Source organism: Hydrogenophaga sp. (assembly GCF_031426985.1).
Classification (GTDB): domain Bacteria; phylum Pseudomonadota; class Gammaproteobacteria; order Burkholderiales; family Burkholderiaceae_C; genus Hydrogenophaga.
Genome location: NZ_JASJOY010000050.1, coordinates 57,166 through 82,974, shown reverse-complemented (window position 1 = coordinate 82,974; position 25,809 = coordinate 57,166). Strand labels below are relative to the sequence as shown.

General features: G+C 63.2%; 23 protein-coding genes. 6 read left to right on the top strand and 17 right to left on the bottom strand.

Annotated elements, in window-relative coordinates; translation table 11 throughout:
- Positions 1-385 precede the first annotated feature (385 nt).
- A complete protein-coding gene (locus RMP09_RS07175) occupies positions 386-1,405 on the bottom strand; it encodes an amidohydrolase family protein (RefSeq protein WP_310565289.1) in 1,020 nt (339 codons plus the stop codon).
- A gap of 140 nt (positions 1,406-1,545) precedes the next feature.
- Between RMP09_RS07175 and RMP09_RS07170 the strand changes: the two genes are divergently transcribed.
- Positions 1,546-2,658 (top strand): aldo/keto reductase, encoded by a 1,113-nt coding sequence (locus tag RMP09_RS07170; RefSeq protein ID WP_310565288.1) that lies wholly within the window; start codon positions 1,546-1,548, stop codon positions 2,656-2,658.
- A gap of 15 nt (positions 2,659-2,673) precedes the next feature.
- Here RMP09_RS07170 and RMP09_RS07165 read toward each other — a convergent pair whose 3' ends face one another.
- The 5 genes from RMP09_RS07165 to RMP09_RS07145 are packed head-to-tail and all read right to left on the bottom strand — an operon-like array spanning position 2,674 to position 8,215.
- Entirely contained in the window at positions 2,674-3,441 is a 768-nt protein-coding gene (locus tag RMP09_RS07165) for an SDR family oxidoreductase (RefSeq protein ID WP_310565287.1), read from the bottom strand.
- Between the two features lie 13 nt (positions 3,442-3,454).
- A complete protein-coding gene (locus RMP09_RS07160; RefSeq protein WP_310565286.1) occupies positions 3,455-5,071 on the bottom strand; it encodes an AMP-binding protein in 1,617 nt (538 codons plus the stop codon).
- An 8-nt stretch (positions 5,072-5,079) separates the two neighbouring features.
- Positions 5,080-6,129 carry a phosphotransferase family protein gene (locus RMP09_RS07155; RefSeq protein ID WP_310565285.1) on the bottom strand — a complete coding sequence of 350 codons (1,050 nt, stop codon included), beginning with the start codon at positions 6,127-6,129 and terminating at the stop codon, positions 5,080-5,082.
- Positions 6,126-7,409 carry an acyl-CoA dehydrogenase family protein gene (locus RMP09_RS07150; RefSeq protein WP_310565284.1) on the bottom strand — a complete coding sequence of 428 codons (1,284 nt, stop codon included), beginning with the start codon at positions 7,407-7,409 and terminating at the stop codon, positions 6,126-6,128. The genes RMP09_RS07155 and RMP09_RS07150 overlap by 4 nt, the downstream gene beginning before the upstream one ends.
- Before the next feature lie 56 nt (positions 7,410-7,465).
- Positions 7,466-8,215: an SDR family NAD(P)-dependent oxidoreductase gene (locus RMP09_RS07145; RefSeq protein ID WP_310565283.1), complete on the bottom strand. Its 750-nt coding sequence runs from the start codon at positions 8,213-8,215 to the stop codon at positions 7,466-7,468.
- A gap of 98 nt (positions 8,216-8,313) precedes the next feature.
- Between RMP09_RS07145 and RMP09_RS07140 the strand changes: the two genes are divergently transcribed.
- Positions 8,314-8,946 (top strand): TetR/AcrR family transcriptional regulator, encoded by a 633-nt coding sequence (locus tag RMP09_RS07140; protein ID WP_304834782.1) that lies wholly within the window; start codon positions 8,314-8,316, stop codon positions 8,944-8,946.
- Positions 8,947-8,980: 34 nt separating this feature from the next.
- On the opposite strand, the gene RMP09_RS07135 is transcribed toward RMP09_RS07140, so the two are convergent.
- From RMP09_RS07135 to RMP09_RS07125, 3 genes are all read right to left on the bottom strand, one after another.
- Positions 8,981-9,991, bottom strand: a complete 1,011-nt coding sequence (locus RMP09_RS07135) for a fumarylacetoacetate hydrolase family protein (protein ID WP_310565282.1) — start codon at positions 9,989-9,991, stop codon at positions 8,981-8,983.
- Positions 9,992-10,053: 62 nt separating this feature from the next.
- Positions 10,054-10,578: a hemerythrin domain-containing protein gene (locus tag RMP09_RS07130; RefSeq protein ID WP_310565281.1), complete on the bottom strand. Its 525-nt coding sequence runs from the start codon at positions 10,576-10,578 to the stop codon at positions 10,054-10,056.
- Positions 10,578-11,273, bottom strand: coding sequence for an SDR family oxidoreductase (locus RMP09_RS07125; RefSeq protein ID WP_310565280.1), 696 nt, complete (start codon positions 11,271-11,273; stop codon positions 10,578-10,580). The genes RMP09_RS07130 and RMP09_RS07125 overlap by 1 nt, the downstream gene beginning before the upstream one ends.
- Before the next feature lie 90 nt (positions 11,274-11,363).
- Here RMP09_RS07125 and RMP09_RS07120 point away from each other — a divergent pair, with 90 nt between their 5' ends.
- The 4 genes from RMP09_RS07120 to RMP09_RS07105 all read left to right on the top strand — a co-directional run bounded on the left by RMP09_RS07120 (position 11,364) and on the right by RMP09_RS07105 (position 15,613).
- Positions 11,364-11,810: a Zn-ribbon domain-containing OB-fold protein gene (locus RMP09_RS07120; protein ID WP_310565279.1), complete on the top strand. Its 447-nt coding sequence runs from the start codon at positions 11,364-11,366 to the stop codon at positions 11,808-11,810.
- A gap of 83 nt (positions 11,811-11,893) precedes the next feature.
- The gene (locus RMP09_RS07115) at positions 11,894-13,000 is read left to right on the top strand and encodes a thiolase family protein (protein ID WP_310565278.1); all 1,107 of its coding nucleotides are present in this window, start codon (positions 11,894-11,896) and stop codon (positions 12,998-13,000) included.
- A gap of 105 nt (positions 13,001-13,105) precedes the next feature.
- Positions 13,106-14,368 (top strand): MFS transporter, encoded by a 1,263-nt coding sequence (locus tag RMP09_RS07110; protein WP_310565277.1) that lies wholly within the window; start codon positions 13,106-13,108, stop codon positions 14,366-14,368.
- Between the two features lie 6 nt (positions 14,369-14,374).
- On the top strand, positions 14,375-15,613 hold the full coding sequence (locus RMP09_RS07105; RefSeq protein ID WP_310565276.1) for an NAD(P)/FAD-dependent oxidoreductase: 1,239 nt from the start codon (positions 14,375-14,377) through the stop codon (positions 15,611-15,613).
- Positions 15,614-15,776: 163 nt separating this feature from the next.
- On the opposite strand, the gene RMP09_RS07100 is transcribed toward RMP09_RS07105, so the two are convergent.
- From RMP09_RS07100 to RMP09_RS07065, 8 genes are read right to left on the bottom strand one after another with little or no spacing between them, the layout of a single operon-like run.
- A complete protein-coding gene (locus RMP09_RS07100; protein ID WP_310565275.1) occupies positions 15,777-16,289 on the bottom strand; it encodes a DUF1993 domain-containing protein in 513 nt (170 codons plus the stop codon).
- Positions 16,290-16,307: 18 nt separating this feature from the next.
- Positions 16,308-17,138, bottom strand: a complete 831-nt coding sequence (locus RMP09_RS07095; protein WP_310565274.1) for an SDR family NAD(P)-dependent oxidoreductase — start codon at positions 17,136-17,138, stop codon at positions 16,308-16,310.
- Between the two features lie 32 nt (positions 17,139-17,170).
- A complete protein-coding gene (locus tag RMP09_RS07090; RefSeq protein WP_310565273.1) occupies positions 17,171-18,007 on the bottom strand; it encodes an enoyl-CoA hydratase/isomerase family protein in 837 nt (278 codons plus the stop codon).
- 7 nt (positions 18,008-18,014) lie between these two features.
- The gene (locus tag RMP09_RS07085) at positions 18,015-18,965 is read right to left on the bottom strand and encodes a lactoylglutathione lyase (RefSeq protein WP_310565272.1); all 951 of its coding nucleotides are present in this window, start codon (positions 18,963-18,965) and stop codon (positions 18,015-18,017) included.
- A gap of 60 nt (positions 18,966-19,025) precedes the next feature.
- Positions 19,026-21,449, bottom strand: a complete 2,424-nt coding sequence (locus RMP09_RS07080) for an efflux RND transporter permease subunit (protein WP_310565271.1) — start codon at positions 21,447-21,449, stop codon at positions 19,026-19,028.
- Positions 21,450-21,489: 40 nt separating this feature from the next.
- A complete protein-coding gene (locus tag RMP09_RS07075) occupies positions 21,490-22,596 on the bottom strand; it encodes a YCF48-related protein (protein ID WP_310565270.1) in 1,107 nt (368 codons plus the stop codon).
- A gap of 38 nt (positions 22,597-22,634) precedes the next feature.
- Positions 22,635-23,999 (bottom strand): DUF1329 domain-containing protein, encoded by a 1,365-nt coding sequence (locus tag RMP09_RS07070; RefSeq protein WP_310565269.1) that lies wholly within the window; start codon positions 23,997-23,999, stop codon positions 22,635-22,637.
- Positions 24,000-24,017: 18 nt separating this feature from the next.
- Positions 24,018-25,754, bottom strand: a complete 1,737-nt coding sequence (locus RMP09_RS07065) for a DUF1302 domain-containing protein (protein WP_310565268.1) — start codon at positions 25,752-25,754, stop codon at positions 24,018-24,020.
- Positions 25,755-25,809 lie beyond the last annotated feature (55 nt).

Here is a 25,809-nt window from a genome sequence, read left to right as displayed (position 1 = left end):
TCTCCTTGGAGCCAGCACCATTGCAGGCATGGAAACTAATTTAAGACAGTTTTATTGTTTGTGTATAACTTCCAAGGGTTTACCCGGAATCGAAACATGTGCGCTCTTGATCTACCTCAAACTTTTAGGGTCTTTTTCAGCTGTTTGAGCAGTTGATCGGATTCTGTTCTAGTTGACCGCAAGGCGATGCCTCCGGGGTACACGCAGAGGCTCATGCATTGACTTGCCCACCCCATAGACAAGACAGGCTCAGCAGCATGGACAGGCCTGCAACGGCACCTCGGGGCAGGCTCTGACAACCAACTTGATGAAGGGCCAGTGCCCCCCTATAACGGGGTGATCCACACCAGCAGCCAGACCTGGCGCCGGCTGAGGACAAAGCCTGTTACCCCGCGACGGGGGCGTCGAGTTTCAGCAGACGGCGCGCATTCCCGCTGCGGATCTTGGCCACGTCGTCGTCCGACAGGCCGAGCCCGGCGGTCAGGTCGCCGTTGTCGTAGGCACCGCCAAAGTTGGTGCCGTAAAGGACCTGATCAGCGCCCACCACCTCCACCACAGCGCGACGCAGGGCCGGGTGGTGCACATCCAGGTCGAACCAGAAACTGGGCAGGTAATCCATGAACGGGCGTTTGTTGCGGGCGTCGGGTGCCATCGACTTGTTCAGCTCGGCCAGGCGCCCGAGCTGGAACACCGACATGCCACCGGCGTGGTTGATGTAGGTTTTCAGCGTGGGAAACACGTCCAGTGCACCACCACAGATCAGGTACCAGAAAAACAAGGTCTCATCGACGCAATCGCCCACGATCGAGGTGGTTTCAAAGCGGTCTTCCGCGTGCTTGTCGCCCCACCACACAGACTGGTTGTAGCCATGCACCATCAACGGAACGTCCAGCCGGGTGACGGCTTCCCAGACAGGGAAAAGTTCCTCACTGTAGGCCTGCAAGCTCTTGAAGTTGGCACCACCCACGCAAACGCCCTTGGCACCGAGTTGCGTCACCGCGCGCTCGATCTCGCGCGCAGCCTCAGCAGGCTCAGCCAGGTTGGCATGAGCCCAGAAGGCAAAGTGCGCCGGGTCCTGAGCGCAATAGGCTGACAGTTCGTCATTGCAGATGCGCGCGTACTCGCTGCCGAATTCGTCCGCCCAATACATGAACGCATGCGACGGGGTGGACACCACGATCTGATCCACGCCCCTTTGTGCCATCAATTCCCGACGCGATGCGTGCGTCATCTTCGCCAACAGGTTCGCCTCCGCTTCTTCGTCGCTGGCCGCCTTGGATTTCTGTTTTGTACCCAGCGAAAAGTCCCCGACAGTGAAGCCACGCATCTTCATGAACGGTCCCCAGAAGACATGGCGGTTGAGCATTCCGGGGGTGATCAGGTGGGCGTGGGCGTCGATCAGCATGATTTGAAACAGTGGGATGAGACGAGGAAAGGGCCCTCGAACGGCCACCCACACTTGACATGAGCAGGGCTCGAACAGTCTAATGATTGAACACTTTTTGTCAATTTGTATTAATAAAAAAACAAGATCAGGAGCATCCGATGACACCCACCCCGTACCACCTGCTGGGCCGCACCGGTTTGCGCGTCTCGCGCCTTGCGCTGGGCACCATGACGTTTGGCACCGAAAACGGCTGGGGTTGCGACCGGGCGACCGCGCGCTCCATGTTCGACGCCTACCTGGCCTCGGGTGGCAATGTCATCGACACCGCCGACATCTACACCCAAGGGACCGCCGAGACCTGGCTGGGCGGGTTCATCGCTGAAACAGGCACGCGTGATCGCGTGGTCCTGGCCACCAAATACAGCTTCAACCACCAGTACCCGCAAGGCAACCCGAACGCCGCAGGCAACGGCCGCAAGAACCTGATGCGCTCCATCGAAGCCTCGCTGACGCGGCTGAAAACAGACCACGTGGATCTCTACTACCTGCATGCGTGGGATGGCATCACGCCGGCAGAGGAGGTGCTACGCAGCATGGACGACCTGGTGCGGGCCGGAAAGATGCGCCACTGGGCGCTCTCGGACGTGCCCGCCTGGTACGCCGCCCGCATCACCACCCTGGCTCAGGGTCACGGCCTCGAAGGGCCATGCGCCGTGCAGCTGGAGTATTCGCTGGTGCAGCGCGGCATCGAATACGAGTTTCCGGCCATGTGCCAGGAGCTGGGTCTCGGGCTGGTGGCCTGGAGCCCCCTGGGCGGAGGGCTGTTGTCCGGCAAGTACCTGCCCAACGTCGAGGCGCAAGCCCAGCAGACTGGCCGCATCAAGACCACCGCTGCGGTGGCGACGCCCGCCTTGAACAAACTGACGCCGCGCAACTGGGAGATCGTGGCAGCGCTGGAGTCCGTCGCCAAGGCCTTGGGGCAACCCATGGCACGGGTGGCCATCAACTGGCTGTCGGGTCGCCCTGCCCTCAGCTCGGTGATTCTCGGCGCCACCCGGCTGGAACAACTGGAAGACGGCCTGCGCGCCCTGGACTTTGAATTGCCGCCCGAACTGCGCGACCGGCTGGACCAGGTGGGTGCTCTGCCGGCGCTGTTTCCGTACAACTTCCTGGGTGCCGTGCAGCCGCGCCTGCATGGCGGTGCCAGCGTGTCGGTGCGCCCCCCGCACTTTGATCAGCACCCCGCAGCCCGCAGCGGCGGCTGGCGCTGATGCGCCTTCTCCCGATCAGCGAACCATCAGGGTACCGCCGTCCACGGCGAAGGTCTGCCCCGTCATGAAGCGCGCGCCCGGAGAAGCCAGAAAGGCCAGCACGGGCACCAGGTCGCGCTCCATGTCGCCCAGCTGGCCCCCCAGCGGAATCACCCTGGCCATCATGGCGTCGTGCGCGGTCAGTTGTTCCGGGCTCATCTCGGCGCGGGTCTTGTCGTACATCGGTGTCCAGATGGCCGGGGCGATCGCGTTCACGCGGATGTTGTAGGGCGCCCATTCCTGCGCCACCGTGCGGGTCCAGGCCAGCACGGCCCCTTTGGCGGCCGAATACGCCGATTTGTTGGGCAGGCCCAGCGCACCGGCTGCGGACGCAAAGTTGATGATGCTGCCGCCGTGTTCCCGCAGGTGGGGGAACACAGCCCGGTTCATCAGGAAAGTGCCGGTGGCGTTGACCGCGAAGACCTTCTCCCACAGCGCCAGGCTGGTGTCTTGCGCTGGCGAGGACGGCGCGATGCCAGCGGCATGGATCAGCACATCCAGGCCACCCAGACGGGCGCAAGCAGCGTCCACGGCTTGCGCCACGGAGGCCTCGTCGGCCACATCGACCTGAACGAAACCCTTTGCGCCCGCTTCCGCGACGATGGCTTCGCCGCGCTGGCTGTTCAGGTCCATGGACACCACCAGCGCGCCCATGGCGGTCAAAGACCGCACCAGGCCTTCGCCCATGCCGCTCGCGCCGCCGGTGATGAGGATGCGGCGACTGGTCAATTCTGAAATGGACATGCTGGGTTTTCCTCTATCGCTGGACTTTGATGGTGGACGTTTCAATGTCCCAGGTGGCGGGGGTCACGCCCTCGTCGCGCAGTTGGTACTTCAGCACCCGCCCTTGGGGATTGACGGGCAGCTCCGCCCGGAACTCGATGTAGCGGGGCACAGCGTAGTAAGGCACCCGGTCCACCAGCCAGCGGCACAAGGCTTCCTCGGTGAGTTGGGCGTGCGCCACCAGCAAGGCAGTGACCTTGAGATCGTCCTCGCCCAGGCTCGACCGCACGGCATGCACCGCGACCTGCTCGACCTCGGGGTGCAGCAAGATCGCCGACTCCATTTCGAAGCTGGAAATGTTTTCCCCGCGCCGGCGCAGGTAGTCCTTCTTGCGGTCCACAAAATAGAAGAACCCGGCCTCGTCGAACTTGCCGATGTCACCCGTGTGGAACCACATGTTTCCCATCACCTTCTGCGTGTCCTCGGCGCGGCGCCAGTAGCCCTTGAACATGATGTCGGGGTGCAGGGGGCGACACACCACCTCACCGGCCTGACCCGGCGGCAGCGGATTGTCTTGGTCGTCCAAAATGCGCACATCAAACTCGGGCGCACAGCGCCCCGACGAACCCGGCGGCACCGATTCACCTGCGGGCACCGAGGTGATCAGTGCCTCCGTCAATCCATAAGCGTTGGACCCGATCTGGCGCGCACCGAAACGCGTGCGCCAGATGGCCTTGATTTCCTCCGGGAACGGATTGCCCTTGACCGTGTGGATCTGGCCGAAGCAGCGTTGCATGGCGTCGTTGTCCGGCGCCTGAGCGAGCAGCGTGCCGAGCGCGCCCAGGATCGACACCACGGTGGCGCCCGAGGCCTCCACGGCGGGCCAGAAGCCGCTGACCGAAAACCTGGGGGCGATCGAGATCGTCGCGCCGACCAGCAACGTGGACACCACACCCGTCGCGATCGCGTTCATGTGGTACAGCGGCAGCGGGGTCCAGAGCACATCGTCCGGGCCGAACGGCGCCGCCCGCAAAAGCAGGCGGGCCACGTGGCACATCTGGTTGCCGCTGATCATGCAGCCCTTGGACGGGCCGGTGGTGCCGGACGTGTAGATCAGGGCGTTGAGCGCTGCGGGGTCGGGCAGCTCGGCCATGGGCGTGGCATCAAACCCCCGGTGCTCGTCCAGGTGTTCGATGGCAAAGCCGACCGCAGGACGGGTGTCCAGCGCTCCGCGAACCAGCACGCGTTGGACGTTGCCGAGCAGGTCGGAGACCTCGAACAGGCGCGGCGCATAAACCGCGTCACACACGACGATCTCGGCCCCCGAGTCCACCACCTGATGCCGCAGGAACTCGCCCTTGAGCGCCGTGTTCAGCGGCACGCTCACGGCACCCAGCTTGTTGAGCGCGATCCAGAGCACCACCGCGTCGAGGTGGTTGTCGAACAAGGAGGTGACCGTGGCGCCGGTCTTCACCCCCAACGCCCGCAGCGCATGGGCCATGCGGTTGGTGAGCGCGTCGAATTCGGCGTAGGTGGTGGTTTCCCCGCTGAAATCGAACAGCACTTTGTGCGGGTGTGTGGCCACGGCGCGCGCCAGGGCCGCGACCGGGGTGTCGCGGTGCCCAGTGGTCCACCCCGGTGTGTTGTCCATGGGTGAGTTCATTCGGTCCACCTCGTGGCGCGTTGCAGCAAATTGACGGCGTTGTGGTGAAAGCGCTGGCCCAGCGCCGGATCGGCCTTGCCCGCGCAAGACCTCGCAAAGGTGCCTTCCAGCAACAGGCCCAGCTTGTAGCAGGCCAACACGCCGTACCAACGCGCCTGAGACACATCGGCTCCGGTGCGCTCGGCGTAACAGTCCACCAGCTCGACCGCCGTGGGGAACCCCGACCAGGGCTCGATTTCGATGGGCGATCCAGGGTCGTCCGCGCCCTGCCCCCGCCAGGTGGCCATCAGCCACCCGAGGTCGATCATCGGGTCACCCACCGTGCTCAGTTCCCAATCGACGATGGCTGCCAGCGCCGGACTGTCTGGACGGAACAGCACGTTCTTGATGTGGTAATCGCCGTGCAGAATGCCGGGCGTGAAACCTTTGGGCATGTGTTGCTCCAGCCAGCGCCCGACGGCCTCCACCTGCGGCAGCCCGTTGGCGCCCGGCCAGCCCTCGTAGCGGGCATAGCTCTCCAGCTGGGTCCGCCAGCGGCCGACCTGGCGCTCCAGAAACCCATCGAGGTGGCCGAAGTCGGAAAGACCCGCGGCCACGGGGTCCACACGTCGCAGCGCGGCCAACCCGTCGATCAAAGCGAAGCCCATGGCGCGCCGCATCGCGGGCTGGCTGGCGTGAGGCTCGGGCATGCCCATGCCCACGTTGAAACCCTCCACTGGCTCCATGAGGTAAAACGCGCCGCCCAGCACCGCATCGTCCTCGCAGGCTGCGATGAGGCGGGCATGGGGCACATCGGTGCCGGCCAGTGCGGCCAGAATCCGGGCTTCACGGCGCATGGTTTCACTGCCGTTGGCGTAGGCCGTGCCAGCCGCCTTGCGCAAGACAAACTCCCGACCACCACAGCGGAAACGCACGATCAGGTTCTGGGTGCCCCCCGCCAGCAAGGTGGGCCCTTGCAGCTCCCCATCGGCCAGGCCCTGCGCCAGCAGCCAGCGATTCAGGCGCAGAAAGTCAATGGACGCGAGCCTCTCCTGTGCATCGCTCATGGCAGATCGGCCTCCAGCATGTCGGCATACCGGTCCCTCGCCGCCTGTGCGCGCTGCGGCAGGTGGTAGTCGGGAAAGGGGCTGTCGTCGGGCACAACATGCCGCGTAAGTTGTTCTGCCACGGTCACCTTGTGCACCTCGGTCGGGCCGTCCGCCAGGCCCAGGAAGTACGACTCGGTGACCCAGTGCATGAACGGCATTTCGTCGGACAGGCCCAGCGAACCGTGCACCTGCAGCGCATGGCTGGCTATGTCGTGCAACACCTTGGGCATGGCGGCTTTTACCGCTGCGATGTCTTTTCGCACCTTGCGATAGTCCTGGTGCTTGTCGATCAGCCAGGCCGTGCGCATGACCAGCAACCGGAACTGTTCGAGCTGGATCCACGAGTCCGCAATGCGCTCCTGCACCATCTGTTTCTGCGACAGCAACGAGCCCTTGGTGCGGCGGGACACGGCCCGCCGCAGCATGTAATCCAGCGCCTTTTTGGCCTTGGCGATGGTGCGCATGGCATGGTGAATGCGTCCGCCACCGAGCCGGGTTTGTGCCACCAGAAAGCCCTGGCCCCGCTGGCCCAGGATGTGGTCGGCCGGCACACGGACCCGATGGAAACGCACATAGGCGTGGGTCTTGGGCCCCGTGCCGTAACCGCAGTCGCGCACGATCTCGATGCCGGGGGTTTCTGCGGGCACGATGAACGCCGAGATGCGCTGGTGCGGCGGCGCATCAGGCTCGCTCTGCGCCATCACGATGAAGAATTCCGCCAGACTCGCGTTGGACGCGAACCATTTTTCGCCATCGATCACCCAATGACCGTCCTCCAGCACCGCACGGGTGCTGATCTCCAGCGGGTCGGCGCCGCCTTGCGGCTCGGTCATGGAGAAGCAGGACACGATGTGGTTGTCCAGCAAAGGCTGCAGGTAGCGCACCTTCTGGTCGGGGGTCCCGAAGTGCGCCAGGATTTCGGCGTTGCCGGTGTCGGGCGCCTGGCAACCAAAGACGATGGGGCCGAACCGGGCGGCACCCAGAATCTCATTCATCAGCGCCAGCTGCACCTGGCCGTAGCCCTGCCCGCCCAGCTCCTTGCCCAGGTGACAGGCCCACAAACCCTGGTCCTTGACCCGCTGTTGCAGCGGCCGGATCAGGCGCACGTTGTCGGGGTGCTTGACGTCGTAGTAGTTGCCCAGCACGAATTCCAGCGGGTCCACCTCCTCGCGCACGAAGGTGGTGATCCAGTCCAGTTTGGCCTGAAAAGCAGGTTCGGTCTCGAAATCCCAGCCCATGGTGATGCCTCGTCGTTGAAGTTCGTGAAAGGGGTGGTGAGTGACGCCCAAGCCCGTCAGGACAGGCCCTTGCCGCCATCCGCCAGGATGGTTTGCCCCACCACGTACGACGCGAGGGGCGAGGCCAGAAAGAGCACCGGGCCAGCGATGTCCTGCGGCGTGCCAAAGCGGCCGGCCGGGATACCACGCAGCACCTTGGCGGCCCGATCGGGGTCGTCAAAGGTGACCCCGGTGAGCTTGGACGGCACCAGGCCGGGGGCCACGCCGTTGACACGGATGCCGTCCCGGGCCCATGCCTCGCCCAGGGATTTGGTGAGCGAGATGGCGCCCGCCTTGGACGCGGCATAGGCCGGGTTGCCAATACGGGCCGCAAAGCCCGCCAGCGAGCTGATGATGATCAGCGCCCCCCGACGCTGCTTGAGCATGGCGTGGAACTTGTGCGCGCAATCCATCAGGCTGTTGAGATTGACATCCACCACGTTGCGGAACCCTTCTGGCTCGAACTCGTCGCGCCCGTACCGAACAATGCCCTGGCACAGCACCAGCACGTCCAGCGCATCAAAACCGGGCTGGAGGGCGGCAACGGCAGCGCTGTTCGCCACATCGCATTGCGCGTAGTGCAATCCCTCCAGGTTGGAGCCCTTTTCTGCCGCGTAGTCCCCCGCGCTGGCACGCGTGCCCCACACATGCACCTCGGCACCGCGCCCCCGAAAGGCCTGGGCGATGCCATTGCCGATGCCACTGGAGCCCCCCACCACCAGCACGCGGCGCTGGTCGAAACTGAGTTCTTGCAAGGTGTCGTCCATGGTGTCCAGTAGGATGAATGCCTGCCCTCGGGCATTTAGGTCATCATGTTAAAGCAAATGACCTAATTCATGCAACCCCCCAAGAAAAGAAGCCATCCATGAGCGGAAACGACACCCGTGAGCACATCAAACTCTCGGCCAGACGGCTGTTTGCCCAGCGCGGCATCGACGGCGTGACCGTGCGGGAAATCGTGGCCGCGAGCGAGCAAAAGAACTCCGGGTCGCTGCACTACTACTTCCGGACCAAGGACGCCCTCGTCCGTGAACTGATCGTAGACACCGCAAAACTGATCGACGACCGGCGCAACGCCGCACTGGACCAGATGGAGGCCGAGGGTGGGCCCAGGCACCTGCGCCAGGTCCTGGAAGTGCTGGTGTTTCCCTCGATCAACCTGGGCGAGGCGAACGGCGAGGAAGACACCTACCTGCGCTTCATCAGCCTGCTCGCGCTGCAGAACCGGGGGCTGCTCAACGAGGTGCTGGAGGGCGGCCTGAACACGGGCTACCAGCGTTGCCTGGCGCACATCCGGCAGCTGGTCACGGCCGTCCCTGCGGCGGTGCTGGAACAGCGCCTGGTGTTCATGAGCATTTCATTGCGCGCCATCCTGGCGGCCCGTGAGGCGAGCCTGGAACGCACCGAAACCACCCATGCGTTCTGGTCGGCCGAGGGCACGTTAAGCAACCTGCTCACGGCGCTCGAAGGCATGTTGTGCGCCGCCTCCCCTTCATGACGACGGCGCTCAGGACCCGCGAGCGGCCCCTTCCTCAGGGCTGGGGGATGGGCTGGGTGGATGGCTGGGTGATGCGCGTGCGCAGCAGGCCAATGCCTTCGACCTCCAGCTCCACCATGTCACCGGGCTTGAGGTAACGCATCTGCTCCAGGCCGCAGCCATTGCCCACCGTGCCCGACCCGAAGAACTCGCCCGGGTACAGGGTTTCGGAGCGCGAAATGTGCGCGATCACGTCCTCGAACTTCCAGTACATGTCGCGTGAATTGCCGCGCCCCCATTCCTCGCCATTGACGCGGGCGACCATGTTCAGGTTGTAGGGATCGGGCAACTCATCGGCCGTGACCAGGCAAGGGCCCATCACATTGCCGGTGTCAAAGTCCTTGCCCTTGGCCGGCCCGAGCATGCCGCCCATTTCCACGGCCTGCGCATCGCGCGCGCTGATGTCGTTGAAGATCGTGTAGCCAAAAATGAACTCCCGCGCTTTCTCTTTGGGCACGTCCGTGGCCCGCGCACCCATGTAGAAGCCGAACTCAAGTTCAAAGTCCAACAGCTTGCTGTAGCTGGGCCAGATCACATCGTCGTCCGCGCCGATGGTCGCGAAGCGGTTGCACTTGTAGTAGATCGGCTGACGCTGAAAGGTCTCGATCACGCGGTCGTCGGCTCGGGTGTTCATGGCCTTCAGCGTGGCTTCCGGGTCCGGTGTGCGCGCTGCGCGGGCCCTTCGGGCCGCCGCAAAGCTTTGCCGCAGGTGCAGCTCGAAGCAGGAGGCATCGCGCATCTGTGGCGGGGGTTGAATGGGCGCCAGGATCTTGACCTCGCTCCGCTGCCGAACCGCCACGCTGGGCGCGCGCGCGATCAAGCCTCGCGCCAGCTCGGAAGCCGCAGGCCCCGCTTCGATCAGCGACAGCACGCTGGCCAGCGCATCGGCGCTGCCGCCGTGCACGGCCTGTGCGGCCTGCCGCAAATCCAGCACCGCCTGATCGCTCTCGATGAATGCGCCGGCGCGGGCCGCTTCACCTGGTTTCTGAAATGTCACAAGTCTCATAGCGTGTCTCTTTGGGGAAAGTGGAAACCAGGGTCAACAGCGAACCTGGCGTGAGCGAGGATTCAATCGGCCTCGGGCGGAACCGGTGCGTCAGCGGGGTCCATCCGCCGGCGAAGCACCACGGGTTTCCCACCATGACTGCGTTTGATCAGCCAATGGGAGAGAGAGGCATCCATGTAATCAGCGTGTCCGGGAAACCAGTCCGCGAGCGCACGGGCGAGATCACGGGCCACCTGCCCGGACCCTCCGTTGCGCAGCAACTCCTGCACCTCGTGCACGGAGTTGAGGACCGCAGTGTGCTCGTCCACGTGGCACTGCGCGGCAGGAAATGCGGTGCTGTCCATCCAGCGCCGTTCCTGCTCGAAATGCTCGACGGCATGTGCCTCGAAAGCGGCCAGGCATTCAGCGAGGTCGGCATCTTCTGCGAATTGAAGAGCGGCCACGCACTCGACAAATTCGCGGTGGGTGTCGTCCATGCCGTTGTGCCCGAGCAGGTAGCGGTCGGACCATGTCATGGTGCTGCCGCCCGTCGATCCGGCGGCCGTGGATGAAGAAGACTCGGAAGACACGTTCAGGTTCTCCATCATCAAACCCGACCCGCCACAGGGATGCAGGCACCGGTGACAGCACTGGCGTCGTCCGACAACAGAAATGCGATGACCGCAGCCAGCGAGCGTGGAGGCACCCAGCGCGTGGCGTCTGCGTCGGGCATGTCGGCCCGGTTGGCGGGGGTATCCAGAATGCTAGGCAACACGGCGTTCACACGCACACCGCGGTCTTTCAGTTCTTCGGCCAGTGCTTCGGTCAGCCGGGCGACGCCCGCCTTGGACGCCGCATAGGCACCCATGCCCACACCCGCCTTTTGAGCGGCCAGAGCCCCCACGTTGACGATGCCCGACCCGCCTGCATTCAGCAGACGCGGCAAGGCCTCACGGCACGCCACCACGGTGCTGCGCAGGTTCATCGCGTAGAGTGCGTCCCAGGACTCCAGGCTCCCGGTTTCCAGCGTTTCCCAGCGGAAACCTCCGGCCACGTTCACCAGACCGTCGAAGCCATTGAGCCGCTCACCGGCCTGGTCGAACGCAGACCGTGTGGCGTCCGGGTCGGTCAGATCAACGCCACCGATCACAGCCGCCATTCCGGGTACATCGTGAGCTGGGGCACGATCGAGCAGGACCACGCGCGCGCCGTGCTCGGCGAGCACGGCCCCGACCGCGCGGCCCAGCACGCCCAGGCCACCGGTCACCACGATATGGCGGTTCGCCAAAGAAAGTTCAGTCATAAGTGCGGGTAGTTGGTGTAAACCAGTAGTTAGACATATTGACGCAATCTGTTCAGCTATTAAACTCGTTCGAACCCTCCACGTCAATTCGTGGCGACCCTGACCACACCCGCTGCCTGCTTCACACACCACCTGTCCATGCCACGAAAACTGCCCCAGATCACCAGCGAATCGTCGGCCTTCTGGCAGGGCGGGGAATCTGGTCGGCTGATGATCCATCGCTGCGGCGCCTGCAGGCGCTTCTTCCATCCACCCGCACCGATGTGCCCTCGCTGCGGTTCGATGGATGTGGCCCCTGAGCCCACAAGTGGTCGCGGCCACGTGGCCACGTTCACCGTGAATCACCAGACCTGGAAACCCGAGCTGACCGAACATTACGTCGTCGCCATCATCGAACTCAATGATCAGCCCGGCTTGCGCCTGCTCAGCAATGTGGTGGGGATGCCGCCCGAACAGGTGCGGATCGACATGCCGGTTCAAGTGCGCTTTGAGCAGCACGAAGACGTCTGGCTTCCCCTGTTCGAGAAAGCCGAATGATGTTCGATCACCTGTACGAAAAGAACGTGGCGATTGCGGGGGTTGGCCAGTCCGAGGTGGCGCGCCCCTCCGACAAATCCGCCATGCGCCTGACCCTGGACGCTTGCCTGGAAGCCATTGCCGACGCTGGGCTCACCCGGGAGGACATCGATGGCGTGGCCTGCTGGCCGGGCGACAACAACAACGGCAACAGTTTTTCACCCGTCGGACCCAATGCCCTGATCGGCACCATGGGGCTCAAGGTCAACTGGTATGGCGGAGGCTATGAAGGACCAGGACCCTTGGCCGGCGTGATCAACGGCGCGATGGCGATTGCCGCAGGCCTGTGCCGCCATGTGCTGGTGTTTCGCACGATCACCGAAGCGAGCGCCCGGAGGGTCGACAAGAACGCCAATGCCTTGAGCAACAAGACCGCCGGCCGAGACAGCAGCTTCTTCTGGCAGTGGTACACCCCCTACGAAGTGCATTCGGCCATCAATCTGATGGCGATGTACGCACAGCGGCACTTCCACGAATACGGGACCACCGAGGAGCAACTGGCCCTGATCGCCCTGACCTGTCGCGCCAATGCCGTGGTCAACCCGAAAGCCGTGTACCGCACGCCCATGACGATGGACGACTACATGGCGTCGCGCATGATCTCGACGCCGCTGCGCATGTTGGATTGCGACGTGCACTGTGACGGGGCTACCGCGATCGTGCTCTCGCGCATGGATGCGGCGCGCGATGGGCCCAATCCCCCCATCCGTCTGGAGGCGATCGGATCGGCCCTGCACCAGCCCTGGTCCTGGGACCAGATTTCCCTGACCGGTGGGGCCAGCATCGACGCCGCCCACATGATGTGGCAACGAACCGACCTCAAACCCGCCGATGTGGGCAGTGCCCAGCTGTACGACGGTTTCTCCATCCTCACCCTGCTGTGGCTGGAAGCCCTGGGACTGTGCCCGGTGGGTGAAAGTGGTCGCTTTGTCGAAGGCGGTGCGCGCATCGCCCGCGACGGCGTGCTGCCGATCAACACCAACGGTGGCCAGCTCTCGGGCGGCAGGACCCACGGCCTGGGCTATGTGCATGAAGCCTGTACCCAACTCTGGGGCCGCGCCGGGCTGCGCCAGATCGCACCGCATCGGGTCGCGATCGCGGCAGCCGGTGGAGGACCGCTCGCCGGTTCACTGCTGCTCGTGCGCGAGTGATCCGCTCGTACCTCCGCCTGCGTCGGCAAAGCAGAACCCCCTCACCTTCCCCGGTATGACCGAATGACACAACACAACTCCAGCAGCTCACATGGCCCACGTGGGTTGGGCATTGATCTGACCGAGTTCAAACGCGCCTGGCGCATCGTGGTCCTGGCCACGCTGGGACTGGCGATCAATTCCAACTCATCCATGCTGTATGCGTACGGTGCGATGATGGTTCCACTGCAACAGACGTTTGACTGGGCCCGCGCCGATCTCCAGTCTGCGGTGAGCTTCATGTTTCTGGGGTCGGTGGTGGCCTCCCAAATCGTGGGCTGGCTCAATTTGCGCTTTGGCATGAAGCGCGTCACCGTGATTTCGCTGTGCGTGCTGTCCCTGACCTTCATGGGCATGACACGCATGGGGCCGTCCATCGTGACGCTTTATCTGAGCTTCTTCCTGATGTCCATGGCCAGCATGGGCACCATGCACGTCACGTGGACCCACCTGGTGAACCTGTGGTTTGAACACAATCGCGGTCTCGCGCTGGCGCTGGTGCTGTCTGGCACCGGACTGGCCGCCATGCTGATTCCCTCTGCGGTGAGTGCGGTGATCACACGATGGAACTGGCAAGCGGCTTTCTGGTTGCTCGCGGCCCTCCCTGTCACCTTGGTGTTGCCGCTGGTTCTCGCATGGATGAAAGAGCCCACTCGCGCACCGGCTCGCACGCCCAGCAAGCAGGCATCCTCGTCAGAGTGGGTGGCAGGCGTCTCGTTGCGCGAGGGCGTGCGAAATCCCCGTTTCTGGCTCCTGAACATCGCCCTGTCCATGGTGGTGGCCTGTGTGGTGACCCTGGTCACGAACGGTGTTCCCTTGCTGCGCGACAAGGGTCTCGAAGCCGTGGATGCCGCGCGCATCTTCGGCAGCTTTGGCCTCTCACTGATCCTGGGGCGGGTGGTTGTCGGCTACCTGGTCGACCGACTCTGGGCGCCCGGCGTGGCCGCCGTGGCCTTGAGCTTGCCTGCCCTGGGATGTCTGCTGCTGGGCACCAGCGGTGCAGACGACACCATCTTGCTGGTTGTCGGTGTCATGCTCGTGGGCATTGGCGCGGGTGCTGAATTCGACCTGGCGGCGTTCCTCGTGTCGCGGTACTTCGGCATGCGCGACTACGGCCGCCTGTTCGGCATTCACCTCGGCCTGATCACCCTGGCCTCCACACTGGCACCCTGGCTTTTCGGACAGCTCTACCGGAGCACCGGCACCTACCAGGCGACGCTGATGGTCTGCGGTCCCCTGTTTCTCACCGGGGGTCTGGCCTTGCTCGTTCTGGGTCGCTACCCGACCTTTGACCACAGCACCGCCCCTGCCCCAACCCATTCAGACTGAACTCCCATGTCAATCAACACCATCGTCATCGTCGGTGCCGGCCAAGCCGGTTATCAGGTTGCGGCATCACTGCGGCAAGAGGGGTTCGATGGAGCGATCACGCTCGTCGGCGACGAACCCGGCGTGCCCTACCAGCGCCCGCCACTGTCCAAGGCCTATCTGCTGGGAAAAGTCGGCGTGGCGGCACTGCGTTTTCGTCCGCCTGAGTACTTTGACGAACACCGTATTGCACGCATACAGGGCAGCGTGGCCGCCATCGATCGTGACCATCGCCAGCTGCTTCTCACGAGTGGCGAAAAGCTCAGCTACGAGCACCTGGTGCTGGCCACAGGCGCGCGCAACCGCGTGCCAAGTGTCCCAGGCATGGAGCTCGACGGCGTGTTCGGGTTGCGCAGCCTGGCCGATGCGGACGGGTTGTCACAACGCCTGGGCCATGCAAAACGCGCGGTGGTCATCGGCGCGGGCTTCATCGGCTTGGAGTTCGCTGCCGTCGCGGCCGCGCGCGGCATCTCGGTGGATGTCCTGGAGCTCGGTACACGGCCCATGGCGCGGGCGGTCTCCACGGTCACGTCCAGGGTGTTCGATCAGGCCCACGCCAGTTGGGGCGTGCGGATTCACTATGGTCAAAGTCTGGCGGCCATCCTTGGCGCTGATGGCCATGTGACCGGCGTGCAGCTGGCCAGCGGTGAAGCGCTGCCGGCCGATCTTGTTGTGTATGGAATTGGTGTGCTGCCCAACGCGGAACTGGCCAGCGAAGCCGGACTGGCGGTCAACAACGGCATCGTTGTGGACACGCAGCTGCTCACCAGCGATCCGGCCATCTCTGCCATTGGCGACGTGGTCAGCTTCCCCAGCCCCTGGGCACAGCAGCCCATCCGGCTCGAATCGGTTCAGAACGCCGTCGATCAGGCCAAGACCGTGGCGGCCCGGCTCATGGGCAAACCCGCCAGCTACACCGCCCTGCCCTGGTTCTGGACCGATCAAGGGGAGCTCAAGCTGCAGATTGCCGGCCTCTCCGATGGACACGATGAAACCGTCGTGCTGGGCTCCGTAGAGCAAAGGCAGATCAGTGTGCTGTGTTTTCGCGCCGGTCGTCTGGTGGCGGTGGAGTCCTGCAACCGGCCAGCCGACCACATGGCGGCACGCAAGCTGATTGCACGCCACATACCGCTCAGTGCGGCCGAGGCTTCGGCTGAGGGCTTCGAGCTCAAAGCCTTTGAAGCCGCGACGCGCGAGGCGAACTGAGGACGCCACGCTCCCGCTTCCGCCGGTCAAAAAAAACCCTGACAAACCAGCAAGGCTTGTCAGGGTGTTCAATCACCCCGGTTTCAACGGGGTGCAGTGTCAATCACCGGTCTTCGTTCCGGTACTTGCCACCTTGGAGACAAACGTTCAGGCCTTGGCCAGGTCAGGTCATCGGCCCCAGGTAGTCGGCTTTGCCCAATTCCACACCGGCCTGACGCAGCAGCGCATAGGCCGTCGTCACGTGAAAAAAGAAGTTCGGCAACGACCACTGCTGCAGGAAGGTCTGACCGGTGAAGTGCAGCGGATCGCCATGCCGCTGCGGCAGGACCACGGCTCGCTCGGCACTCCCGGCGAGCTGTTCCGGCGACACACCTTCGACAAAGGCAATGGCATCCCGCACACGAACGCGCAACCCGTCAAAGCTTTCATCGGAACCTTGAGCCGCAGGGAGATCGATGGCACCCAGCCGTGCAACGGCCAGCCGCGCCACCTCGCTGGCGATGGCCACTTGCTTGCCAAAGGAAAGCATATCGGGCGCCAGCTTCGTGCCCAGGAACACCCCGCTGTCAAAGCCCCTGGCCTTGGCGTGCCCTTCAGCTTTGTCCAGCCAGGTCAGCAGGTTGCGCAGCATGCGGACATAGACTTCCGCGCTGGCGGCATACATGGAAAAAGACATGATCGAATGGAGATTGGGTCAGAGTTTGTTGGACCCCATGCGGGCGAAAAACTCGCGCATGGGCACCATGGACGGGGAATGGCTGGTGAAGCCACCATCCACCGGAATCACCGCGCCGGTGACGAACGAGGACTCGTCACTGGCCAGGAAGCTCACCACATCGGCGATCTGCCGGGGCGAACCCAGCTGGGGTGTCAGGTGCTGGTCCAGAAGGATCTGCTTGATCTCTTCAGGAACGCCCTTCTGAGCGTGCTCGTTGAGCACGAAGCCGATCATGATGGCGTTGGACCGGATGCCCTGTTTGCCGTATTGCGCGGCCACCGAACGTGCCAGCGCCATCAAGGCCGCCTTGGAGGCGGCGTAGGCCGTCAGCGTCACGTCGCCCAGCAACCCGAAGCCCGAGGTCGCAAAGATGATGGATCCCCCACCGGTTTTGAGCATGTGGGGAATGGTGTGCTTGCAGCACAGCATGGCGCCGCGCGCATTGACATTCATGGCCTGGTCCCAGGCAGCGATATCCACATTGCAGACATCGCGGTCCCCGGCACGTTGGGCGGGGGCCAAGGCGGCAGCGTTGTTGTGCAACACATCCACACGGCCAAAGTGCTGGATCACCGCAGCCACCATCGCCATCACCTCGGCCTCTGAGGTCAGATCGGTCTGAACCGCCAGGGCATGGCCACCGGCCGCTTCAATCTCTGCGACCACGGACTGCGCCCCCGCCAGGTGGATGTCCACCACAGCGACCCGGGCGCCATGCAAAGCCAGCGAGCGGGCACATTCAGCGCCCAGGCCGGCACCCGCGCCGGTGACGATGGCGACCTTGCCATCCAGTTTGCGTTCACTCATGGGGTCTCCAGAAATAGATGTGCGTGACGATGTCATTCACCGGTGAAACACGGGGCGCGCTTTTCGCGAAACGCGAGCGCAGCTTCTTTGACATCGTGCATCGGGACCAGCATGGCGAACAGGTCCAGTTCCAGGTCCAGGCCGCTCCGAAGATCCAGTTGCGTGGCAGCACGCGCGGCCTGCTTGACGAACAGGGTGGCCGTGGGCGGCTTGCCGGCAATGCGCTCGGCCAGCGCTGTGACCTCATCGTCCAGAGCGTCCGCGCTGCCGGCCACCCGGGTGACCAGGCCGATGGTCAACGCTTGGGGAGCATCCATCCGGTCGCCGGTCAGCAACAGGTCCAAGGCCCGGCCCGGCCCGACCACGGACCCCAGACGCTGGGTTCCGCCGCCGCCGGGGATCAACCCCAGACCGGTCTCGGGCAGGGCGAATACGGCATCGGGTGCGGCGAAACGCAGATCGCAGGCAAGGGCGAGCTCCATGCCCCCGCCCATGCAATACCCATGAATAGCGGCGATGACCGGTTTCTCGGTACGGTCCAGCGCTTCGATCCAGCGCGACTTTTGCATGCGCCGACGCACCTGGACCGATGACTCGGCCGCCCGCCGCTCCTTGATGTCGGCTCCGGCGCAAAACCCCCGCGCACCCGCACCGCGAATCACGATCACGCGCACCGACGGGTCCGCGTCCAGTTCGGCCAAAGCCGCCGGGACACCGCGACGGATGTCATCGTTGATGGCATTGATCTGGTCCGGGCGATTGAGCACGATCCAGCCAATGGCCCCCCGACGCTCCACCTCGACGGCGGGCCCGGAGGCTGTGGCTTGATCTCGCACTTTGGAGCCGGGTTTGTGCAGGGTGGTTTCCATGATCGGATCAATACTCCTCGAACTCAAACAACTGCCCGCGCACATCGGCCGGGTCGACACGAATCAGCGATTTGCCACCCACCGCTTCACATTCGTCGATCCAGGTGAATCGGGTGCCACGGGCCTTCAGGTCTTCGGCCTTGGCCTGGAGGCCGGTGACAGCAATGCGGATGTAGTAGGGGCCAGGGCCCCAAGAGTTCAGGTACACGCCGGCGTCTCCGTTCCAGCGGGTGGCCTCAATCACGTCCAAGGTGGCGCTGTGCGGCACCGTGAAACCCATGCGGGCACGGCGGTAGCCCTCTTTGCCCAGCGACTCCACCGGGCCGGTCGGCTCCCAGTCGAGGTTGCTCGACACCGTGCGCAGGGTTTCGTCGAGGTTGCGAACGATGTAGCCACGCGAGGTGACTCGCACCATGTCGCCCGGCTGGGAATCGCGCGGCTCGGGCGGCGGCACCATGAAGGTGTCTGCCGGCATCTGCAAGGGCTCCAGCGGCATGACCTCGATGCACAAGCCGCCATCCACCGAGGGGTGGTAGTGGGGGTCTTCGGGCGTGGCGCCGAGCCAGAGGCGGTCAAAGGGCATGTCGGGGGTGCGCTGCGCCATGCGGAACCGCAAGCGCCGGCGCATGAGCTTCTCCACCAGCTGGTCGAACTTGTCGCCCCGCGCAGCGAGCACGATGGAGTGGGTCACCATGGGGCGGTGCGGCCCCTGATAGGCCTTGAGGCTCTCCAGGAAGTCGTGAAACATCGGGTCACCCGGATTGGGCTGGTCCAGATGACATTGCGGCTCGATGCGGGTGGGCGCCACGGCCAGCGACTTGTGAACGCGCAAGAAATGAGCGATGTACGGGTGCCCATCAAAGGCCTGGCGCCATTTGGGGTGGCCGTGCACACCCAGCTTCTTCACCAGAATATCGGCCATGCCGTCTGGATCGGACAGCATCATGTCGGCACTCATCAACAAATCAAACACAGGCGTTGCTCCAGAAATAGGGGAAGAGTGAAAAAGGGGACGCGTTCAGCCCGCTGGCACGTGAGACGTCGGCTGCTTCGGGTTCAGCAGGAAATGGGACAAGGCGGGAATCAGCACCAAGGCGCCCACCATGTTCCAGAGAAACATGAAGGTCAGCAAAATGCCCATGTCGGCCTGGAACTTGATCGGAGAAAAAGCCCAGGTGATCACGCCTGCGGCCATGGTCAGGCCCACCAGCGCAACGACGCGACCGGTGAAATCGAGTGACTTTCGGTACGCCTGGGCGAGCGTCGCACCACGGCGCTGCATGGCAATCTGAACGCTCAGCAGGTACAGGGCGTAGTCGACACCGACACCGACGCCCACGGCGATCACGGGCAAGGTCGCCACTTTGAGACCGATGCCCATCCAGACCATCAACGCCTTGCAGATGATGGTGGTCATCACCAGCGGAATCATGGCCACGAGGGTGGCGCGCAGGCTGCGAAAGGTCAGCAGGCACAGCAATGCCGTAGCACCGTATACCGCCAGGTACATCAGCAGGATGCCGTGTTCGACCTCGATGTTGGTGGCCGCTTCGATGCCCGCTGAGCCTGCGGCCAACAGAAAGCGCGGCCCGTCTTCGGCTTTGGAGCTGTTGTGTTCGGCAGCGAAGGCCTCACTCACTTTGAGCACGCGATTGAGCGTGTCGGCTTTGTGGTCGGCCAGATAGGCGATCAAGGGCGACACGGCACACGATGTGTTGGTGATGTCCGGGGTGGCGATCATGGCCGCACCCACCGCCGCGTTGGTGATGCCCTGGTCCCGGCTGATGGTGAGCCACTTGCCACTGCCCTCGTTCAAAGCAGCGGTGATGAAGCGCGTGGATTCCGCCAGCGAACTGGTGGCCTGCACGCCTTCCGTCTGGCGCAGCGCCTGGGCCAACTGGTCCATCAGTTGCAAGGTGCCATACAGGCGGCAGCCATCGTCCGGATTGGTCATGATGACCACGAACTGGTCGCTCGACAAACCGTAGTGGGCCGTGATGTAGGCGCTGTCGCGGTTGTAGCGCGAGTCCTGTCGCAACTCGGGTGCCCCCGGATCCAGGTCACCGATGCGCAGGTCAAACATCACCACCGTACAAATCACAGTGATCACCGCAGCCACGCCCACGGTCACCGTGGCCGCACGCCGTTCCGTCAGGCGGTCCAGCGCGTTCCAGGCACGGCCCAGCATGCCCCGCTTCTGCCCGGTGTCTTCGGCCAGGGCCCGACGCGCCGCCACCTCGCTCACGCCGATGTAGGACAAGGTCACCGGGATCAGCACCAGCTTGGTGAAGATCAGCACCGTGATGCCGATGCTGGTGGTCAGGGCCAGGTCGCGTATCACCGGGATGTCGATGATCACCAGCACGGCGAAGCCGACAATATTGGTCAGCAGTGCCGTGAGGCCTGCCATGAACAGGCGTCTGAACGTGTATCGAGCGGCGACGTATTTGTGCGTGCCGCGTCCCACATCCTGCAGGATGCCGTTCATCTTCTGGGCGCCGTGCGAGAGCCCGATCGCAAAAATCAGGAACGGCACCAGGATCGAATAAGGATCCAGTTCGTAGCCCAGCAGGCTCATCAATCCCAGCAGCCACACCACCCCGGCAACAGCCACGCTGACCAGCAGCAAGGTGCTGCGGATGCAACGGGTATACAGGTACACAAACAGAGCGGCAACCGCCACCGAGAGCCCGAAAAAGAGCATCACCTCATAAAGCCCCGCGATCAGATCGCCGACGATCTTCGCGAAGCCGACGATGTAGACGCCGGTGCTCTCGTCTTCGAACGAACGGATCTGCTCTTCCAGGGCCCGCGAGAATTCGCCGTAGTTCAGCGGCTCACCCGTCTGTGGGTGGCGGTCCAGCAGCGGCGCGATGATCATCGTCGAGCGCGAGTCGTTGGCGACCAGGCTTCCCACGATGCCGGAACGCCCGACGTTCTCCTTGAGCTTGCCGATCGATTCCGGCGTGCCGCTGTAGTCGGGCGGCATGACAGGACCACCCACCACGCCCTCTTCCGTCACCTGCCGCCAACGCACGATGGGCATCCAGAGCGACTTCATCCAGGAACGGTCCACCCCCGGGATCAGGTAGAGGGTGTCGTTGATCTTGCGCAGCTTCTCCAGATGGGCTGCGTCGTACACATCACCGCTCTTGTTCTCGACAACGATGCGGACGGTGTTGCCCAGCCCCGGCAATTCCTTGCGGTAGGCAAAGTAGTTTTGAATGTACGGACTGGACGACGGGATCATCCGTTCGAAACTGGCGTTGACTTCCAGCTTCAATGCGAAGAAGCCCAGCACCACGGTAGCGATCAGGCACATCAGCAAGACCGGCAACCGGTTGTTGAACACCAGCTGCTCCAGGCGGCTGCCCGACTTGCGATCGAAGTGGGCCGGATCGCTGACGACCGGCATGGCGGGTTGTTGGGAATGAGCAGACATCAGAACTTTCGCTGGCATGGACCAAATAGATCGGCCACCTTCACTTACCTTGCGCTGAAACAGCGATCACACCGACGCCATTCAAGCGGGCAAGCGCCAGCCGATGGGAGCTGGTCATCGCCGCGCCATACACCTCGGCGCCCGGGGCCTGGTTGTAGATGGAGGCACGCGACTCACCGAAATCCACGGTAAGCACATCCCCCTTCTGCGACACCAGAAGCACCGCACCACCATGAGCGACCGCACCCACCAGGTTGGCGTCGGTACCGGTCTCGATTTTTCGCCACACCTGCCCGGCGTCCTCGCTCATGAAAGCGTTGCCGCGAAGGCCATAGGCGACCAGTCTTGAGCCCAGCAGATCGATACCGAAGTAGCTGCCGTTGTAGGGTGTCTCGACACGTTCGAAGCGCTGACTCTCGGCGTTCAAACGCATCACCAGCCCCTGTTCACCCGCCACGAACACCGCGCTATCGTTGCCCGTCAGCGCATACAGGTGGTATCGCTGATCGTTCTCGGTTTGGCTCTGCCAGGATTGCCAGGTCTTTCCACCATCGGTGGTCTTCAAGATCAAGCCGAAGCCCCCCACGGCGAATCCCGCGAGGCCGTCGGCGGCGAACCGGATGTCGAGCAAGGGGGCTGGCCAGACGTCAGCGGTGGCCGATTGCCCCATCGTTCGCTCGATTTCAGCTTCCAGCCGTTCAGAACCTTGGGCAGATTCACGCAGCAGCTTCAGCACACTGCGACCGTCCAGCATGCGCTCCCATGTGGCGCCCCCATCAGAAGACCGCAGGGCCACTGCATCGTGACCCACAGCCCAGACCACGTTGGGACCGGCGAAGCGGACCGTGGCGAGATCGGTGGACACCGGGCTGGTGACCTGGCGCCACGATCCACCACCGTCTTCAGACAGCAGAATCAAACCTCGCGGCCCCACCGCGACGGTACGCCCGCCCTGACTGGCCACCCCACTGACCATCGTTTGCGTCGCCGTCGCAAGCTTTCGCGACGGCACATCCATCAGATCCACGGACGCGACTCCAGGCGCTGCGATCACCCAGGTGGTCATCACCAGCGCACCCCCGACCACCGCAGCAACGCACCAACGCGGCAGGAAGAATGCACCCAGTGAAACGCGCAATGAAGTCATGGTCCGGGGATCCGATTGATGTCTGCCAACTGCGAAGCTCAGCGAGCCGACTCGCGAGACACGACGGCTTCAGGATTCATCTCGCGCTCGCTGCGAACCGATGAAAGCACTTGCCACCCGCCGACCATCACGTCGTTGACATAGGCGTACATGCCCTTGTTGAAGTCGTAGACCACGTTCTTTGCAGAAAAGGGAATCTGCTTGTCGTACATCGGCGAGGTCGTCTGGAACAGAGAGCGATACAACTGACCGCTTTGGTCGAAGGCATCGTAGTTGGCCGCACCACTCAGGTCTTCATCGAAGTAATAGGTGCGCTTGGAGTACGCGTGACGCTGACCAGGTTTGAGAGTGGCTTCAACCACCCAGACGCGGTGCTTTTCCCAACGCTCGCACTCCGGATTGACGTGTGCCGGCAGCAAGGCCTTTTCAGCCGTCGGGCAGTCATACTGGTTCTTGTAGCCGTTGTACTGGATGTACATCTCTTTCTTGCCGACCAGCTTGAAATCGAAGCGATCCATGGTCCCGGAGAACACGAACAGTTCGTCAAACAGCGTCACGCCGCCCATGCTGGCCACAGGGGTGTCGTACGAAAACTCTGGAGAGAGTTTCACGCGGCGCAGGCCCGGGGTGTAACTCCATGCCCTGCGAGGGCGAGCCACCGGATCCAGGTAATCAGCGAGTCCCGTCATCTCACCGGCGCGGCGTGCCGGCGACTTGCTGATCGAATACGTCCGCCAGACCATGTCGGGATCGCGATCAGCCTGATTGGTCTGGTAGTAGACGAAGTCCTGGACAGTGGCCTGCTCAGCCGTCATCACGGCCTTGCCGGAGGAATCGACGACCCAAGAGCGCGATGCTGTGGTGTTCGTCATCGCCTCACCCTGGTAGCGAAGAATCTGGTTCCACATCACCTCATATCCCGTCTTTGGGATGGGAAACGGCATGCCACCACGGCAGCTGCGGTCGATGGCAAGGCCCTCTTTGGTCGTCTTGCAGGTGGTCGCATTGCGCACCGTCGCGTCCAGAATCTTCTTGGGATAGGCCGCCGTCCTGTGCGTGGGATACACATTGAGGTAGTAGGACGGGTTCTTGGACAACAATTGCTTCTGTCCTTCGCTCAGCAGCGCGGCGTGCTGTGCCATGTTTTTGCTGTCAATGCGGAGCACGGGCTTTTCATCCTTGAACGGATCGACCCAGAAGCCGCTGTCTGCTTTGAAGCCTGCGGGTGCCTTGGTCAAGCCACCGGCGTAGGCCGGGATGCTGCCGTCGGCATTGCCGGCCTTGATGGCGCCGAACTCGGTCAGCGTGGTGCCCAGTTGTTTGGCCTCCTCAGCGGTCACGGCTGCAAATGCCGGTACAGCGAGGCTGATGGCAGCCAGAGAAAGGATATTTTGAAGTTTCATGATGGCGACTCCTGAGGATCAGAACGAGGTCTTGTAGGTAAAGAGCAGGCGACCACGGTCGGTCGCGCCCACAGCGCTGTTGAGTGCATTGCCACCGATGGCAGCCGTACCGGCCACGTTGTATTTGGTGGGAACCGCCGAGTCTGCGTAGGTCAGGTTGAAATCGTGCTTGCCTGCGTAAGTGGCAGCGAGGCCGATCGACCAGGAAAGACGACCCTCAAAACCACCACCGCCGGTCGCCGCCGTGCCCTTCAACCCGTAGTTGACAGCCATCGGAACCGACAGATCCCACGAAGGCATGATGCCCAGATACTGGGGTGTGAAGCGAACCGCCATCTCCCAGTAGCTCTTGGTGGAACATGTGTCGGTGATGTCACCCGGCTGGGCGGTGGCGCCACTGGTACCGAGCTTCACGCAGCCTGCATACCCCACACCTCGGAACAGCTTCTCGTTGGCCGTGATCTTGTTCAATCGGCTGTAAGCCAACTCACCAATCAGCGAACCGGTATCCCAAAGTCCTGTCTTGGGCAGCAGATACACCCCGTTCACCACCGCATGAAAGGTGTCACCGGTAGCGCCCGTGCTGGTGGTGGTGTAGCTCGCGACGGAGTTGAGGTGCGCATCCTTGCGCCACGACAGTTCGGCGCCGACGCTCACTGGGCCCACCGGCTTGGAAAGACTCACGCCGACGACCTTGGTAGCGGCCGGGTAAACGAAGCGGTAAGTGCCCGGGAGGGTTGTTGCCGCCACACCAGGAATGGCTTGGTAGAAATTCCCGAGCTGGATGCCGGTTTCCGGATTGGTATCATTAAAGACTCGGTAGTAGGCACCTAGCGTCGATTCGATGGCGTCCACATCCAGACGGGCGGAAACACCCCAGTTTTTATCCCCCGAAGTCAAGGCCGCTGTGTTGGCCATGGTTCTGCAGGACATGGGGCCCAGCGCCGGGTTGCAAGGCGTCAAGGCAAAACGATCCACACCTGGCGCGTTGTCAGCACCCATCAGGTACGTGCCCGCGTAAGGCACTCGCGTCGGCTTCCAGTCCAGAGCGTACTGACCCGCAACAGACAACTTGTCGGTCACCTGCGCCTTGAACGTCAGTTGATTGATGGGAAGAAAGACCTCCTTGGTCTCAATACCAGGGCTCGACACGGCCTTCACACCATCAACCGGCGACTGCCCGTAGGAAATGGCATGCCCACCGATGAGCAGGCCTTCACCCCACACCACCGTGTGCTTGCCCAACTTGACGTTCACGGGCACGTTGCCCAGGTCAAAGTTGGACCATACGAACGCATCCAGGATTTCACCCGACGGACCGTGAACAAAACGATTGACCTCGTTGGAATACTGGTCGTTGATGTACGACGTGGCATATCCAGCGGGTGACGTCACCGTAGAGTCGCGGTAGGCATGGTCATACCAAGCAGCAGCGCTGACACGAGCGCCGAAAGCACCCTTGTAGTTGACGTCGAGTTCACCCAAAGCATCCAAACGGTTGGTGACGATGTCGCCACGTTCAAATTTGGCATCACCCTCGTCGGTGGTGGCAAAGTTCAACAAGCGGGGATCCTGCTTCTCTGTACGAACACCCAGGTTGTAGCGGAGTGTGAGGTCGGCGCGCACCTTGAGGTCTGGATTACCGGTGTCGATTTCCACGGCATGCGCGCCACTGGAGACGACCAATGCCGCAGCAGCGGCAATCATGTGCACTGCGGCCCCGGAAGGCCCCGTTCTCGTTTGTCTGTTGTTCATAAGGATGTCTCCATCGATCGGGGGTTACTTGGTTCTTGGCACATCGTTCAGCCGT

Excerpts from the sequence above, each read along its gene's own strand:
- RMP09_RS07125 (WP_310565280.1), bottom strand. The coding sequence starts at position 11,273 with ATGACTGAACTTTCTTTGGCGAACCGCCATATCGTGGTGACCGGTGGC.
- RMP09_RS07070 (WP_310565269.1), bottom strand. The coding sequence starts at position 23,999 with ATGAAACTTCAAAATATCCTTTCTCTGGCTGCCATCAGCCTCGCTGTA.
- RMP09_RS07095 (WP_310565274.1), bottom strand. The coding sequence starts at position 17,138 with ATGAGTGAACGCAAACTGGATGGCAAGGTCGCCATCGTCACCGGCGCG.
- RMP09_RS07155 (WP_310565285.1), bottom strand. The coding sequence starts at position 6,129 with ATGAGCGATGCACAGGAGAGGCTCGCGTCCATTGACTTTCTGCGCCTG.
- RMP09_RS07135 (WP_310565282.1), bottom strand. The coding sequence starts at position 9,991 with ATGAGACTTGTGACATTTCAGAAACCAGGTGAAGCGGCCCGCGCCGGC.
- RMP09_RS07115 (WP_310565278.1), top strand. The coding sequence starts at position 11,894 with ATGCGCCTGACCCTGGACGCTTGCCTGGAAGCCATTGCCGACGCTGGG.
- RMP09_RS07150 (WP_310565284.1), bottom strand. The coding sequence starts at position 7,409 with ATGGGCTGGGATTTCGAGACCGAACCTGCTTTTCAGGCCAAACTGGAC.
- RMP09_RS07160 (WP_310565286.1), bottom strand. The coding sequence starts at position 5,071 with ATGGACAACACACCGGGGTGGACCACTGGGCACCGCGACACCCCGGTC.
- RMP09_RS07075 (WP_310565270.1), bottom strand. The coding sequence starts at position 22,596 with ATGACTTCATTGCGCGTTTCACTGGGTGCATTCTTCCTGCCGCGTTGG.
- RMP09_RS07130 (WP_310565281.1), bottom strand. The coding sequence starts at position 10,578 with ATGATGGAGAACCTGAACGTGTCTTCCGAGTCTTCTTCATCCACGGCC.
- RMP09_RS07065 (WP_310565268.1), bottom strand. The coding sequence starts at position 25,754 with ATGAACAACAGACAAACGAGAACGGGGCCTTCCGGGGCCGCAGTGCAC.
- RMP09_RS07140 (WP_304834782.1), top strand. The coding sequence starts at position 8,314 with ATGAGCGGAAACGACACCCGTGAGCACATCAAACTCTCGGCCAGACGG.
- RMP09_RS07100 (WP_310565275.1), bottom strand. The coding sequence starts at position 16,289 with ATGTCTTTTTCCATGTATGCCGCCAGCGCGGAAGTCTATGTCCGCATG.
- RMP09_RS07145 (WP_310565283.1), bottom strand. The coding sequence starts at position 8,215 with ATGGACGACACCTTGCAAGAACTCAGTTTCGACCAGCGCCGCGTGCTG.
- RMP09_RS07175 (WP_310565289.1), bottom strand. The coding sequence starts at position 1,405 with ATGCTGATCGACGCCCACGCCCACCTGATCACCCCCGGAATGCTCAAC.
- RMP09_RS07105 (WP_310565276.1), top strand. The coding sequence starts at position 14,375 with ATGTCAATCAACACCATCGTCATCGTCGGTGCCGGCCAAGCCGGTTAT.
- RMP09_RS07080 (WP_310565271.1), bottom strand. The coding sequence starts at position 21,449 with ATGTCTGCTCATTCCCAACAACCCGCCATGCCGGTCGTCAGCGATCCG.
- RMP09_RS07170 (WP_310565288.1), top strand. The coding sequence starts at position 1,546 with ATGACACCCACCCCGTACCACCTGCTGGGCCGCACCGGTTTGCGCGTC.
- RMP09_RS07090 (WP_310565273.1), bottom strand. The coding sequence starts at position 18,007 with ATGGAAACCACCCTGCACAAACCCGGCTCCAAAGTGCGAGATCAAGCC.
- RMP09_RS07165 (WP_310565287.1), bottom strand. The coding sequence starts at position 3,441 with ATGTCCATTTCAGAATTGACCAGTCGCCGCATCCTCATCACCGGCGGC.
- RMP09_RS07085 (WP_310565272.1), bottom strand. The coding sequence starts at position 18,965 with ATGAGTGCCGACATGATGCTGTCCGATCCAGACGGCATGGCCGATATT.